Source organism: Microbacterium sp. oral taxon 186 str. F0373, from assembly GCF_000411455.1.
In the GTDB taxonomy this organism is placed as follows: Bacteria; Actinomycetota; Actinomycetes; order Actinomycetales; family Microbacteriaceae; genus Microbacterium.
The window spans coordinates 136,855-151,227 of record NZ_KE150457.1 but is presented as its reverse complement, the minus strand read 5'-3'; the positions used below and the strand labels follow the sequence as shown (position 1 = coordinate 151,227).

The window sequence follows — 14,373 nt, the reverse complement described above, 5'->3', positions numbered from 1 at the left end:
TCGCCGCGCACCGCGCAACGGGTCGGCTGGGACCACCGAGGAGATGGGCATGCGCCAGCTGGACGAGGTCGCCGACGGCATCTGGGTCACGACGAGCCGGCGCATGGCCACCACCAGCACCGTCATCGTGGGCGGCGCAGAAGCTCTGCTCGTGGATCCCGCGTGGGACGCCGACGAACTCGACGCCCTCGCCGCCGCGCTGCGCGCCCGCAACCTGCACGTGCGCGCGGGCTTTGCGACCCACGCCCATCACGACCATCTGCTGTGGCATCCCGCGTTCGGGGACGTCCCGCGGTGGGCCTCCCGCGCCACGGCTGCGCTCGCCGTCTCGGAGCGCGCGGACCTGGTCGCCGCGCTGGGCGACGACGCACCGCCGTGGCTCGTCGAGCTCATGGGGCGGGTCGACGGGATCGGCGACAGCTTCCCCTCCGACAGCGCGCCGGCCGGTGTGCAGATCGAACCGGTCTTCCATGACGGGCATGCGCCGGGGCACACGGCCCTCTGGCTGCCGGAGCGGCGGGTGCTGATCGCCGGCGACATGCTCAGCGACATCGAACTGCCCCTGCCGTTCTTCCCCGACGACCTGCCGGCGTACCTGGACTCCCTGGACCGCCTCGCGCCTCTCGCGTCCCGCGCCGCCGTCATCGTGCCCGGTCACGGGACGGTGGGCGCGGACGCGCTGGTCCGACTCGACGCCGACCGGCGCTACCTCGACGACATGATCAACCGCGGCCGCTCCGACGATCCGCGTGTCGCGAACCCCGGCATGACCGAGGAGCACGCGCATCTGGCGGAGCTCGCGGCCGCCTACCGCGGTACGGATGGCAGACTGGCGAGATGATCGGCGAACACCGCTACGCACTCCACGCCCGCTGGACAGGCAACCGCGGCACCGGAACGAGCGGCTATCGCGATTACGACCGTTCGGTCACGCTGGCCGTCGACGGCAAGCCCGCACTGGATGCCTCGAGCGATCGGCCGTTCCGCGGTGATCCCTCGAAGTGGAACCCGGAGGACATGCTGTTGGCCGCGCTGTCGGAGTGTCATCTGCTGTCCTACCTCCACGCGTGTGTGCAGGCGGGTGTCGTCGTCGTGTCCTACACGGACGACGCGACGGGACGGATGATCGAGGACGGTCGAGGTGGCGGCGCGTTCGCCGAGGTGGTGCTGCGACCGCGGGTCGAGGTGGCCACGGCCGCCATGGTCGCCGCTGCAGAGGCCGCACACGCGCAGGCGCACGAGTGGTGCTTCATCGCGAACTCAGTCAACTTCCCGGTTCGTCACGACGCCATCATCACGGTGGCCCCGGATGCCGCCCTCAGCGGCGTTCGTGCGGAAGAACCTGCTTGAGGCGTTCGACGGGATTGGATGCCGGGGCCTCGTTGTACGCGTTGGCCAGCTCCTGGCCGGAGAGCGCATGGATCGCGGCCATGATCTCGTCGGTCGCCTGACGGCGGGCGCGCCCGGAGTCGGCGGAGCCGTGGTGCGACAGGTCGAGCGGCTCGCCGAAACGCACCGTCACGCGCGGACGAAGGCGCGGGAACTTCGCTCCGACGGGCATGATCTCGTTGGTTCCGACCAGGCCCACCGGAATCACGGGTGCGCCGGTCTGCAACGCGAGGAACGCGACACCGGTGCGGCCTTTGTACAGGCGGCCGTCCAGCGAGCGCGTTCCCTCCGGGTACAGCGCCGTCGACCACCCCGCGTCGAGCATCCGTCGCTGCTGCTCGAGAGCATCGAGGGCCGCCTGGCCCGCCCCGCGCTGAACGGGGAATGCGCCGACAGCGTAGAAGAACTGCCGCGAGAACCATCCCTTCAGCCCCGGACCGTCGAAGTAGCTCGACTTGGCGAGGAAGCGCACCGGGCGAGGAGCGGCCATCGGAATGACGAAGGAGTCGATGAACGACAGATGATTGCTGGCGAGGATCACCGCACCTTTGCGGGGGAAGTTCTTGCGCCCCTCGATGCGCGGGCGGTACAGCAGCCGCGCGAGCGGGGCCACGACCCACCGGCCGATGATGTAGGTGGGGCCGATTCCGGTGACGTCGTGGGCGCCGTCCGGGGGCTGCAGCTCGCCGGCGGCGTCGGGGGCGGGCTCTGCGGATGTCACCAGTCGAGGGTACTCCCGATCGCATGCCGCGTTGAGCATGGCGACACGGGGCGCTCCCAGCGCACGCAGAACTAAGTAGGGGAGGATGGAGCGAATCCGTCTTCCATCTGTGAGGTCTTATCGTGCGCCTGCGCCCGCTCGTCGCTGTTTCCGTCGCCGCCGTGTCCGTCATCCTGCTTGCGGGCTGCTCCGGTTCCACCGGGGCCACCGCGTCGGGGAGCCCGACCGCCGCGCCGGCTGCGGACCTCTGTGACGCGCAGGTCTCCTCGGGCGCGGCCGCCGACGCCGTGACGGTCAGCGGGGACGCGGGAGTGGCTCCCACGCTGTCGTTCACGGCGCCGATCCAGATCGACACCCTGCAGGCCAAGACCATCGACAAGGGCTCGGGTACGCCCGTGACGGCGGGGCAGTTCATCTCCTACGCCATGACGGCGTACGACGCCGAGAGCGGTCAGAAGCTCGGCGACATCGGCTACAAGCCCGGGCAGCTGCTTCCCGCGCAGATCTCGGCATCCAGCCCTCTCGGCCAGGTTCTCGGCTGCGGCGCGCCGGGCGAGCGCGTCGTCGCGACCTTCCCGGCGAGCGAGCAGGGTGCGGCGCAGGTCTACGTCGTCGACCTGCTCGGCATCGTCCCGAGCGCCGCATGGGGCGCCGAGCAGGCGCCCGTGGCGGGGATGCCGACGGTGTCGCTGGCCGACAACGGAGCGCCCACGATCACGCTGCCGGGCGGCAACCCGCCCACCGAGACGCAGATCGCCACGCTGAAGAAGGGCGACGGAGCCGCGGTCCAGAGCGGCGACCAGGTGCTGGTGCAGTACACCGGCGTGCGCTGGTCGGACGGCAAGACCTTCGACTCGACCTGGGACAAGGGCGGCGTACCGACGAGCTTCAGCACCACGGGCGTCGTCCCCGGCTTCCGCAAGGCGCTGGAAGGCCAGACCGTGGGTTCCCAGGTGCTCGTGACGATGACCCCGGCGGACGGCTACGGCGAGGGCGAGATCAACGCGAACGACCTGAAGGGCGAGACCCTGGTGTTCGTCGTCGACATCCTGGGCGCGCAGACCTCCGCGGCCCAGTAGGAGCCCGCCGGTAGGCTGGCCGCATGCGGCGCATCCTGATCCTCGGTTCGACCGGTTCCATCGGCACCCAGGCTCTGGATGTGATCCGCACCCGTCGCGACCAGTTCGAGGTGGTGGGACTCGCCGCGGGAAGTGACGCGGCGGGCGTCGCCGCGCAGGCGTCCGAGTTCCGGGTCGAGCACACGGCACTCGGCGCCGACGAAGCAGAACAGCTCGTGCGGGATGTGGATGCCGACGTCGTACTCAACGGCATCACCGGATCGGTGGGCCTCGGCCCCACGCTGGCCGCGCTCGAAGCCGGACGTACGCTCGCGCTGGCCAACAAGGAGTCGCTCATCGTCGGCGGCGATCTCGTCACCGCCATCGCGGCCCCGGGACAGATCGTCCCGGTCGACTCGGAGCACTCTGCGATCGCGCAGGCCCTGCGCGCCGGCACGAGTGACGAGGTGCGCAGGCTCGTGCTGACCGCCTCGGGCGGCCCCTTCCGCGGCCGCTCCCGCGGCGAACTCGAGGGAGTGACTCCGGCCCAGGCTCTCGCGCACCCGACCTGGGACATGGGTCGGGTGGTCACCACCAACTCGGCGACGCTGGTCAATAAAGGGCTCGAGGTGATCGAGGCCCATCTGCTGTTCGGCGTGGATTACGACCGCATCGACGTCGTCGTTCATCCCCAGTCGATCGTGCACTCGATGGTCGAGTTCATCGACGGATCGACCATCGCGCAGGCATCGCCGCCCGATATGCGGCTGCCGATCTCGTTGGGGCTCGACTGGCCTCACCGCGTCGGCGGTGTCGGTGCGCCGCTGGATTGGACCCGGGCGGCCTCGTGGAGTTTCGAGCCTCTCGACGAGGAGGCCTTTCCGGCGGTCGCGCTGGCCAAGCAGGTGGGGCGCGCCGGCGCGACCTACCCCGCCGTGTTCAACGCGGCCAACGAGCAGGCGGTCGATGCATTCCACGCAGGACGCTTGAGCTTTCCCGGCATCCTGGATACGGTGCAGCGGATCGTCGATGCGCACGACGCGCCGCCGGTGCTCTCACGCGCAGCGCTGGCCGACGCGGAGTGCTGGGCCCGCACCGCCGCTGACGCGGCCATCGCCGCAGCCTGACGTCGACGCGTCCCCCCCCGTACGACGAAGGGGACCGGACCGCCCGCAGAGGATGGGGCGGGCGGTCCGGTCGGCGCCCGATTCGGGGGAGATCGGGGGATGCGGCCGCGGGGAAGCGGCGGCCGGGGCAGGGGTGAAACGGTCAGTACGTGAGCAGGCCGTGTGCGCGGAACTGATCGCGGACCCGGTCGACGAGGTGCACCGAGGGCGGTTCGGTCTCGGCAAGACGGTAGTCACGCCCGAGCGTGTCCCACTTGTCTCGGCCCATCTGGTGGAACGGCAGCACCTCGACGCGGGTGACCGTATCGGGGCGGATCTCATTGAGTGACGCCGCGTACGCAGCGACTGCCTCGACGTTGTCGATGTCGTCGGTCAGGCCCGGAACGAGGACGAAGCGGATCCACACTTCCGGCCCCCCGGGCCGAGCGGCGAGGCGGCGACCGAACGCCAGCGTGGGCTCGAGCTCGCGCCCCGTCACCGTGCGGTAGGTTTCGGGGTTGCCGCTCTTGACGTCCAGCAGGACGAGGTCGACGTCGTCCAGCAGGGCGTCGGATGCCGCGGCGCCGAGGTACCCGGACGTGTCGATGGCGGTGTGGATGCCGAGCTCCTTCGCGCCGCGCAGGATCCGCGCTGCGAAGGCAGGCTGCATGAGCACCTCGCCGCCGGAGAGGGTGATGCCGCCGCCGGTCGCCTGGAACACTGCGGTGTAGCGCGCGATGCGGGTGAGCAGCTCATCGCTCGTGACGGGCTGACCGTCCTTCATCGCGAGGGTGTCAGGGTTGTGGCAGTAGAGGCACTGCAGCGGGCATCCGCTGAGGAACGTGGTCAGCCGCGTTCCCGGCCCGTCCACGGCGGTGACGAGCTCCCACGAGTGCACGGAGCCGAGCCGGCCCTCGCGCATCGCGGTCAGTCGCTCGTGACGATCGACGTCCGAGACCGCGAGCCCGTCGAGGCCGGCGCCCGCGCGCCGGTGGGCGGGCGCCTGGAGGGGAACCTCCAGGCGCACCGCGTCATCGGGGAGTGCGGGAAGGGTGGACGGCACCGCGTTGCACGGGTGGCGACGGAGCATCGCCCTGGCCATTGTCCTCAGCTTCTCTCTGCGTGTCGGTTCGTCTGCCGGGGGATCCGGATCACATGGAGCCGTGGAACGTACGCGACAGCACGTCGAGCTGCTGCTCGCGCGTGAGGCGGACGAAGTTCACGGCGTAGCCGGAGACGCGGATGGTCAGCTGCGGGTAGTTCTCCGGGTGCTCCATGGCATCCTCGAGCGTCTCGCGGTTCAGCACGTTGACGTTCATGTGATATCCGTGCGAGCCCACGTAGGCGTCGAGCAGACCGGCGAGGTTGCGCACCTGCTCCTCGACAGTGCGCCCGAGGCCGCTCGGGACGACGGTGTTGGTCAGCGAGATGCCGTCCTGCGACTGCGCGTAGGGGATCTTGGCGACCGACAGTGCCGAGGCGAGCATGCCGTGGGTGTCGCGGCCGTTCATGGGGTTGGCGCCCGGGGCGAACGGCTCTCCGGCGCGGCGACCGTCGGGCGTGTTACCCGTCGCCTTGCCGTAGACGACGTTCGAGGTGATCGTGAGCACCGACTGCGTGGGCAGGGCGTTCCGGTACATCGGGTGACGGCGGATCTTCGACATGAAGCTCTCCACCAGGCCGACAGCGATCTGGTCGGCGCGGTCGTCGTCGTTGCCGTAGCTCGGGAACTCGCCCTCGGTGAGGTAGTCCACCACGATGCCGCGTTCGTCGCGCACGGGGGTGACGGTGGCGTACTTGATGGCCGACAGCGAGTCCGCCGCGACGGACAGTCCCGCGATTCCGCAGGCCATCGTGCGCAGCACGTCCTTGTCGTGCAGGGCCATCTCGATGCGCTCGTACGCGTACTTGTCGTGCGACCAGTGGATGCAGTTGAGGGCCTCGACGTAGGTCTCGGCCAGCCAGTCCATCGTCTTGTCGAAGCGCTCCATGACGTCATCGAAGTCGAGCGGGCCGTCGCCGACGGGTGCCGTCACCGGCGAGACCTGCTTGCCGGTGACCTCGTCGCGGCCTCCGTTGATCGCGTAGAGCAGCGTCTTGGCGAGGTTCACGCGCGCACCGAAGAACTGCATCTGCTTGCCGACGCGCATGGGGCTCACGCAGCAGGCGATCGCGGCGTCATCGCCCCAGGCGGGGCGGATGATCTCGTCCGACTCGTACTGCACCGCCGACGTGTCGATGGACACCCGTGCGCAGTAATCCTTGAACCCCTGCGGCAGCTCGGGGCTCCAGAACACGGTCATGTTGGGCTCGGGCGCCGGACCCAGGTTGTACAGGGTCTGCAGGAACCGGAAGGAGTTCTTCGTCACGAGGGGGCGACCGTCCTCGCCCATGCCGCCGATCGTCTCGGTGACCCAGGTCGGGTCGCCGGAGAACAGGCTGTCGTACTCGGGGGTGCGCAGGAAGCGGACGATGCGCAGCTTGATGACGAAGTCGTCGATGATCTCCTGCGCCTCGGTCTCGGTGATCAGGCCCGACTGCAGGTCGCGCTCGATGAAGACGTCGAGGAACGTCGAGGTGCGTCCGAGCGACATCGCGGCGCCGTTCTGCTCCTTCACGGCGGCGAGGTAGCCGAAGTACAGCCACTGCACCGCTTCCCGCGCGGTGGTCGCCGGCCCGGAGATGTCGAAGCCGTACGCCGCTGCCATCTGCTTCAGTTCGCCGAGCGCGCGGATCTGTTCCGCGTGCTCCTCGCGCATGCGGACGACCTCTTCCGAGAACGGCGTGGTGTCCAGACCGAGCTTGTCGACCTTCTTGGCGGCGATCAGCTGGTCGATGCCGTACAGCGCGACGCGGCGGTAGTCGCCGATGATGCGGCCGCGGCCGTAGGCGTCCGGAAGTCCGGTGATGACGTGCGAGCTGCGCGCGGCGCGGACGTTCGGCGAGTACACGTCGAAGACGGCCTCGTTGTGCGTCTTGCGGTAGCTCGTGAAGATCTCCTTGAGGGTCTGGTCGACCTCGTAGCCGTAGGTCTCGAGCGCGCCCTCGACCATGCGCCAGCCGCCGTTGGGCATGATCGCGCGCTTCAGCGGCGCGTCGGTCTGCAGGCCGACGATGAGCTCGTCGTCCTTCGCGATGTACCCGGGGCCGTGGGCGGTGATGCCGGCGGGCGTGTGCGCGTCGACGTCGTAGATGCCCTTCTCGCGCTCGACCGGGAACATCGCCGACAGCGTGCTCCAGATGCGCGTGGTGCGGGCCGTGGCGCCGGTCAGGAACGAGGCGTCGCCGAGGTACGGCGTGTAGTTGCGCTGAATGAAATCGCGCACATCGATCGCGTCCTGCCACGGGCCGGCGGTGAAGCCGTTCCAGGCGACGGGCTGCGTGTCCTGTGCGGAGGGGGTGACGGTGGTCATGATTCGCTTCCTCAAATCCTCGTGGGAGCGGCCCGTCCACCCATCCGTGGGCGAGTCGTTGAGATCAGCGTAGCGCTTGTGGTCAGACCACAAAGAGAGCATGGATGCCGCCGACAATCGACTCTCCGGAAAGACGGACGCCCCTTGTGGTCAGTCCACAAGGCGTGTCCCAGGATCGAGGTATCGACGGTCTCAGGCGGGCCGGGCCAGGTCGGGCCGGGCCGGATCGGAGTCCGGCGTGGAGTCCGGCGGATCGGGCACCGCCCGCGTCGGGGCGGGCGGGTTCCACCCGGCTGCGGCGAGGGCTCGGCGCGCGATCTCTTGCGCCGAGTGCGGCATGCGCTCCGCCGATCGGCGGATTCTCATCCGTGCCGTACACGCGGGCCGAGATCTCGCTGCGCACGGTACGCGGATCGTCGACCACGACGATCGGGACGCCCGCGGTGGACGATGGTTCCGCGCAGATGGGGTCGGTGATCACGACGGCGGCGCCCGCCGTGACGGCGGTCTCGACGACGCGGGGCCCGGCCGCCGACCGTGCGGCGACCGGGCCCCGACTCAGGATGAGCCGTGTGCGGCTCAGGCGCGGCGTCGACGCACCAGCGCGACGACGAGCGCTGCGATCGCGGCGGCGAGGGCGCCACCGCTCAACCAGCGTGCGACCGGGTCGGCATCCGACGCCGCCGCGGCGGTCGTGGCGGCGTGCGCATCTGCATCGCCGTCGGTCGTCGACGCATGCCCGTGGTCGCCAGAGCCGGTCGACACGGCACCGACCGCGACGACGGGGGCAGGCGCTTTCAGATCGTCTTCGCTCTGCCCCTCGGCGGCGACCTCCGACCAGTCGGTCGACCCGGTTTCGCACGTCTGCAGGACGGGGAAGGCCACCGAGGTGTTCGCGGCGCTCGACGAGAAGATCACGTCGAGCGCGACCGAGGCCGCTACGCCGGAGTCGACCGGCGTGATCGCCGTGAACGTGACGGAGGACGGGATGCCATCCGTGTTCAGCTCGCGGGTGATCTTCCAGGCGCCGTCGAGCACCGGCTTCACGCCGTCGATGCCCTGGGGGATGGTGATCTTCACCGCGGTGGTGGGCGAGTCCTCGCAGCCGTGGCTGAACGAGAACGCGAGGCGTGTGGTCGACCCGGCATCCGACGCGTCCGGCGTGACGTGCACGTGAGCCGATGCGGCGAGGGGGGCCGCAAGCACCAGGGCGGCGCCGGCGAGGACGCCGGCGATCGTGCGTGCGCGGCGGCGGGAGGGAGGGGTGACAGTCATCAGGGTGCTCTTTCTGTTCGTTCGTGGCGCGGCGGATGCCGCGATGACGGGTGCGGCGGTGCCGCGGGGTGCCGCGGATGCGGCGGTGCTCAGCGTGCGAACGCCGGCGGACCCCGTCGAGTGAGAACGGACAGGTGGGCATCGGCACGCGCGACGCGCGGGCCGGGAGAGGGGATGACGACCCAGGGGAAGGCCTGCGGTGCCGGCGAGTGGGCGCGGTTCAGGACGCGTCGGATGCCGCGGGCCAGAACCGCCAGAAGCCGCTCGCCGTAGGCCACGAGCGCGATGGTGACGACCGCGGCCAGGGCGTGGGCGAGGAGCATCCCGACGCTGAGATGAGCGGCGGAGTGTCCGGAGCCGGCAACGGCCGGACCGATCGAGAGCGCGCCGTGCACGTGCCCGGTGCCGGCGGCGGGGAGGGAGGTGGGTCCGATCACGGCGAACATCGTGTGCAGTGCGATCTGCGCCGCCGCGATGGCCGCTGCCGTCCGAAGCAGACTCCGGCGTCGGCCGACGAGAGCGACGGCGACGGGTGAGGCGAGAACGGTGACGGCCACGATCAGCCACAGCGGGGGTGCCTGTCCGCCGCCGAACGTGTGCCCCGTCGAGGCGATCGTCGTCGCGATCGCCGCTGCGGTCGTGCCGCGCAGGGCGCGCACACGGCGGCTCGTCGATCGGTGGGGCACCTGATGAGCCTACCGGCGCCGAAAGGGGCGTGCCGCGCGAGGGCTGAGCAAACTCAAAGCGGCGACCGGTAGCCTCTTGGCTCGTGACCCTCATCGCCTTCATCGTCGGCGTCGTGCTGCTGGTCGTGGGGCTCGCGGCATCCATCGCTCTGCACGAGGTCGGGCATCTCGTGCCCGCCAAGCTCTTCGGCGTGCGAGTGGGCCGCTACATGGTGGGTCTCGGGCCGACGCTGTGGTCTCGCCGGTTCGGTGAGACGGAGTACGGCGTGAAGCTCCTGCCGCTCGGCGGCTACATCTCCATGGCGGGTATGTATCCGCCGGCCCCGCAGACCGTGGCGGCCACGGCCGCCGCGCGGGCGCGCGCCGGCTTCTTCGCGTCGATGGTGCAGGATGCGCGGGCCGCCAACGAGGAGACCCTCGACGGTGTGGACCGCACCGGAACCTTCTACGCACTCCCCGTGTGGCGGCGGATCGTCATCATGCTCGGTGGCCCGGTCATGAACCTTCTGCTGGCGATGCTCCTGTTCGCGATCGTCTTCAGCGGCATCGGCGTGCAGACCGCGACGACCACCATCGCCGCGGTGAACCAGTGCGTGCTGCCGGCAGGATCGACCCAGACCGCGTGCGCGGCAGACGATCCCGTCTCACCGGCCGCGGCGGCCGGCATCCAGACCGGTGACGTGATCGTGTCGGTCGACGGCACGTCGGTGCAGACGTTCGAGGAGGCGTCGGCGATCATCCAGGCCTCGCCCAACCGCGCCATCGCCGTCGTCGTCCGCCGCGACGGTGTCGAGCAGACCCTCCAGGTCACACCGCTGCTCGCGCAACGTCAGATCGCGGGGCCCGACGGCACCACCGTCACCGCCGACGTCGGCTTCGTCGGAATGACCGCGATGACGGACTATGTGCACCAGCCGCTGTGGGCGGGTCCCGCCGCAGCGGTGCAGCAGGCCGGTCAGGTCGTCGGCATCATGGGGCAACTGCCGGCACGCGTCTACCAGACGGCGTCCGACATGATCACCGGGGCTCCGCGCGATCCGAACGGGCCGCTGTCGGTGGTCGGCGTCGGCCGGCTCGCCGGCGAGGCCGCGGCCACCGATGCGCCGGTGCTCAACCGCGTCGCCACCATTCTCGGGCTGTTGGGCTCGCTCAACCTGGCACTGTTCGTCTTCAACCTCATCCCGCTGCTGCCGCTGGACGGTGGCCACGTGGTGATCGCCCTCTGGGAGGGCGTGAAGCGCGCCTGGGCCCGGCTGTGGCGCCGCCCGCCGCCGCGCCCCGTCGATGCGACCACGCTCGTCCCGGTGACGTTCGTCGTGGTCGTCGCGATCGTCGTGATGGGCGGCATCCTGATCCTGGCGGACATCGTGAATCCGCTCAAGATCTTCGGCTGAGTCAGTCGAGAGCCCAGGACACCAGTCGTTCGAGAGTGGCGAGGCCGTCGCGCGAGAGGATCGATTCCAGGTGCCCCTGCACCGAGGCGTAGCGCGGTCCGCGCAGGGCGTAGACGTCACCGGAGGCCCCATCCGCCGAGATCTCCGTGCGCCCGAGGCGGGCCGTTCCCGGGTTCACGCGGGCGGTGAACGTGTTGTAGAACCCGATCGACGACGCCTCACCGAAGACGTCCACGGTCTTCTGCAGGCCCTGGTGTGGTGCCGCCAGAGGAGCGAGGTCCAGGCCGAGTCGATCGGCGAGGATCTGGTGGCTCAGGCAGACAGCGAGCAGGGCTCGACCGCCGTCGAGGCGTCCCGTGACGACGTCGCGCAGGGTGCGGATGCGGGCGCTGTCGTCGTCCCGCGGGTCGCCCGGACCGGGACCCGCCACGACGATGTCGGCGGCCTCGAGAGTGTGGGCTTCTGCGGCGGCGCGGCTCCACGGCACGATCGAGGTGGCGAAGCCGAGGTGGCGCAGCTGGTGCGCGAGCATCGTGGTGAAGCGGTCCTCGGCATCCACCACCACCGCCGTTCGGCCGACGTAGGGGCCCACGACATCGGTGTGCTGCGGGTTCAGCCAGAAGGGCGCGAGACGCTCGTTGCGCGCCGCGAGCAGGGCGGCGATCGCCGGGTCGTCGGCCAGCCGTGGTGCGGCCGGTGCCGGGGCGTCCTCGTCGGCGATCGCTGCGGGCGCGGCATCGCGCGCGACCGCGCCGATGGCGCCCAGCACACCCGCCGCCTTGCCGTGGGTCTCTCCGACCTCGCCGTCGGGGTCGGAATGACGCACGAGCGTGGCGCCCACCGGAACGCGCAGTGTGCCGTCGACCAGATAGGCGGTGCGGATGAGGATGGGCGCGTCCAGATCGTGGCGACCATCGGGGGTCGGGGTGAACAGCGCCGCGACGCCGGAGTAGTACCCGCGAGGTTCGCGCTCATGCCGCTTGATGACGGTGCAGGCGTTCTGCATCGGTGAGCCGGTGACCGTCGGGGCGAACATCGTCTCGCGCAGGATGTCGCGCGGATCCATCGTGCTCGTGCCACGGAGCATGTACTCCGTGTGGGTGAGCCGTGACATCTCCTTCAGATGCGGTCCGGTGATGCGTCCGCCGTCGCTGCAGACGGCGCTCATCATCTTGAGCTCCTCGTCGACGACCATGAAGAGCTCCTCGGTCTCCTTCGTCGACGACAGGAAAGCGGTGAGCGTCTCGGCCGTGGCGCCGCCGGCGGGGTGGCGGAAGGTGCCCGAGATCGGGTTCATCGTGACGACGCTGGTGCCCGGGGTCGCGGCATCGCCGCTCTGCGCGCTGACGTGGGCCTCCGGGCTTGCGCCGACCGCGAGGTGTCCGGGCGTGGACACCAGGAAGGTCCAGTAGGCGCCGCGTTCGTGCTCCAGCAGGGCGCGGAACCACGTGAGTCCCGCGGTGAGCGCGTCGGTGTCGACGGATGCCGTGAAGTCGCGGCGGATGACGAAGTTCGCTCCTTCGCCCCGGCCGATCTCATCGGTGATGACGCGGCGGACGATCGTCGCATACTCGTCATCGCTGACATCGAATCCGGCATCGGTCAGCGGCACGGTCTCGGACGGCAGCGTCGACACCAGCGCGGCCCGCTCGAGCGTCACGTGCTCGTCGACCAGGAGACAGCGCAGGGGTGCGCCGTCGTCGTGACACGAGAAGCCGCGTTCGACCACCTGGCGGTAGGGGACGAGGGCGAGCACCTCGTGCGGGGTCCCGTCGGCGTCGGTCAGGGGGATGTCGGCCAGCAGTGGGACGTCGACCACCTCGCCGACCAGGATCTCGACGGTGTCGGCTTCCCGGGCGATCAGGGCGAACGCGCGGCCCGTGCGCAGCACGGACTCCAGCGGGGAGGGGCTCGGGGTCATCGCCGGGCCTTTCTTCAGGTCGGGCGGGCTGCATTCGTCCGGGAACGAAAAGACCGCCTCGAGGGCGGTCTGTGTCGTGGGTCGCGAGCACACCGCCTCAGCGGGTGGGCCACCAGGAGGTGTTCGCGAACATGCGGTCACGATATCAGACCGAGAGATCACGATCACTGCGCAGCCCCCGCGCAGTGTGCGCGGCGTAGTCTGGTGCAGTGCCAGCAGTGAACATCGGGATGCCGCGTGTGCCGGACGTCCTCGCCCCCCGCCGCAAGAGCCGTCAGATCAAGGTCGGGAAGGTGCTCGTCGGTGGCGACGCCCCCGTGAGCGTGCAGTCGATGACCACGACGCCGACGACGAACATCAACGCGACCCTCCAGCAGATCGCCGAGCTGACGGCATCCGGCTGCGAGATCGTGCGTGTGGCCGTGCCCAGCCAGGACGACGCCGATGTGCTGCACATCATCGCGAAGAAGAGTCAGATCCCCGTCATCGCGGACATCCACTTCCAGCCCAAGTACGTCTTCCAGGCGATCGACGCCGGTTGCGGCGCCGTGCGGGTGAACCCGGGCAACATCCGCAAGTTCGACGACCAGGTCGGCGCCATCGCGAAGGCGGCGAAGGACGCCGGTGTGTCGCTGCGCATCGGGGTGAACGCCGGCTCGCTCGACAAGCGGCTGCTGGAGAAGTACGGCAAGGCGACCCCCGAAGCACTCGTGGAGAGTGCGGTCTGGGAGGCGTCGCTGTTCGAAGAGCATGACTTCCACGACTTCAAGATCTCGGTGAAGCACAACGACCCGGTCGTGATGGTGAAGGCCTATCGCATGCTCGCCGAACGGGGCGACTGGCCCCTGCACCTCGGCGTCACCGAGGCCGGTCCCGCATTCCAGGGCACGATCAAGAGCGCCACCGCCTTCGGCATCCTTCTGGGCGAGGGCATAGGCGACACGATCCGTGTCTCGCTGTCGGCGCCGCCCGCGGAAGAAGTCAAGGTCGGTCATCAGATCCTGCAGTCGCTGAACCTCCGCGAGCGCAAGCTCGAGATCGTCTCGTGCCCCTCCTGTGGGCGGGCGCAGGTCGACGTGTACACCCTCGCCAACGACGTCACCGACGGGCTCAAGGACATGACCGTGCCGCTGCGAGTGGCCGTCATGGGCTGCGTCGTCAACGGACCCGGTGAGGCGCGCGAGGCCGACCTCGGCGTCGCGTCCGGCAACGGCAAGGGCCAGATCTTCGTCAAGGGCGAGGTCATCAAGACGGTGCCCGAGGCCGAGATCGTCGCCACCCTCATCGAGGAGGCCAACCGCATCGCGGACGAGATGGGCCCCGACGCCCCGCTCGGCACGGCGCAGGTCGTCACCGTCTGACGCCCGGCGCCTCCGTGGCGGCGCGATATGCCGTCGACGGCATGGGCGT

General features: G+C 70.0%; 12 protein-coding genes. 6 read left to right on the top strand and 6 right to left on the bottom strand.

Annotated elements, in window-relative coordinates; translation table 11 throughout:
* Positions 1–49: 49 nt before the first annotated feature.
* Entirely contained in the window at positions 50–841 is a 792-nt protein-coding gene (locus tag HMPREF1529_RS00700; RefSeq protein ID WP_016463307.1) for an MBL fold metallo-hydrolase, read from the top strand.
* Complete coding sequence (locus HMPREF1529_RS00695; protein ID WP_005048662.1) at positions 838–1,350, top strand: OsmC family protein; 513 nt, start codon at positions 838–840, stop codon at positions 1,348–1,350. Before HMPREF1529_RS00700 ends, HMPREF1529_RS00695 begins: the two co-directional genes overlap by 4 nt.
* Here HMPREF1529_RS00695 and HMPREF1529_RS00690 read toward each other — a convergent pair.
* Positions 1,319–2,149, bottom strand: coding sequence for a lysophospholipid acyltransferase family protein (locus HMPREF1529_RS00690; RefSeq protein ID WP_016463306.1), 831 nt, complete (start codon positions 2,147–2,149; stop codon positions 1,319–1,321). The two genes, HMPREF1529_RS00695 and HMPREF1529_RS00690, sit on opposite strands and share 32 nt — an antisense overlap.
* Before the next feature lie 122 nt (positions 2,150–2,271).
* Here HMPREF1529_RS00690 and HMPREF1529_RS00685 point away from each other — a divergent pair, with 122 nt between their 5' ends.
* On the top strand, positions 2,272–3,189 hold the full coding sequence (locus tag HMPREF1529_RS00685) for an FKBP-type peptidyl-prolyl cis-trans isomerase (protein ID WP_232212024.1): 918 nt from the start codon (positions 2,272–2,274) through the stop codon (positions 3,187–3,189).
* 23 nt (positions 3,190–3,212) lie between these two features.
* Positions 3,213–4,295, top strand: a complete 1,083-nt coding sequence (locus tag HMPREF1529_RS00680; RefSeq protein WP_016463304.1) for a 1-deoxy-D-xylulose-5-phosphate reductoisomerase — start codon at positions 3,213–3,215, stop codon at positions 4,293–4,295.
* Positions 4,296–4,437: 142 nt separating this feature from the next.
* On the opposite strand, the gene pflA is transcribed toward HMPREF1529_RS00680, so the two are convergent.
* From pflA to HMPREF1529_RS00660, 4 genes are all read right to left on the bottom strand, one after another.
* Positions 4,438–5,376, bottom strand: coding sequence for a pyruvate formate-lyase-activating protein (pflA, locus tag HMPREF1529_RS00675; RefSeq protein WP_016463303.1), 939 nt, complete (start codon positions 5,374–5,376; stop codon positions 4,438–4,440).
* Between the two features lie 49 nt (positions 5,377–5,425).
* Positions 5,426–7,687: a formate C-acetyltransferase gene (pflB, locus tag HMPREF1529_RS00670; RefSeq protein WP_036282581.1), complete on the bottom strand. Its 2,262-nt coding sequence runs from the start codon at positions 7,685–7,687 to the stop codon at positions 5,426–5,428.
* 579 nt (positions 7,688–8,266) lie between these two features.
* Positions 8,267–8,962, bottom strand: coding sequence for a DUF1775 domain-containing protein (locus HMPREF1529_RS00665; RefSeq protein ID WP_016463301.1), 696 nt, complete (start codon positions 8,960–8,962; stop codon positions 8,267–8,269).
* An 89-nt stretch (positions 8,963–9,051) separates the two neighbouring features.
* Positions 9,052–9,648, bottom strand: a complete 597-nt coding sequence (locus HMPREF1529_RS00660) for a hypothetical protein (protein ID WP_232212023.1) — start codon at positions 9,646–9,648, stop codon at positions 9,052–9,054.
* 83 nt (positions 9,649–9,731) lie between these two features.
* On the opposite strand from HMPREF1529_RS00660, the gene HMPREF1529_RS00655 reads away from it, so the two are divergent.
* A complete protein-coding gene (locus tag HMPREF1529_RS00655; RefSeq protein WP_016463299.1) occupies positions 9,732–11,042 on the top strand; it encodes a M50 family metallopeptidase in 1,311 nt (436 codons plus the stop codon).
* Position 11,043: 1 nt separating this feature from the next.
* Here HMPREF1529_RS00655 and HMPREF1529_RS00650 read toward each other — a convergent pair whose 3' ends face one another.
* The gene (locus tag HMPREF1529_RS00650; protein WP_016463298.1) at positions 11,044–12,963 is read right to left on the bottom strand and encodes an anthranilate synthase family protein; all 1,920 of its coding nucleotides are present in this window, start codon (positions 12,961–12,963) and stop codon (positions 11,044–11,046) included.
* A 230-nt stretch (positions 12,964–13,193) separates the two neighbouring features.
* Between HMPREF1529_RS00650 and ispG the strand changes: the two genes are divergently transcribed.
* On the top strand, positions 13,194–14,324 hold the full coding sequence (ispG, locus tag HMPREF1529_RS00645; RefSeq protein WP_016463297.1) for a flavodoxin-dependent (E)-4-hydroxy-3-methylbut-2-enyl-diphosphate synthase: 1,131 nt from the start codon (positions 13,194–13,196) through the stop codon (positions 14,322–14,324).
* The last annotated feature ends 49 nt before the right edge of the window (positions 14,325–14,373 follow it).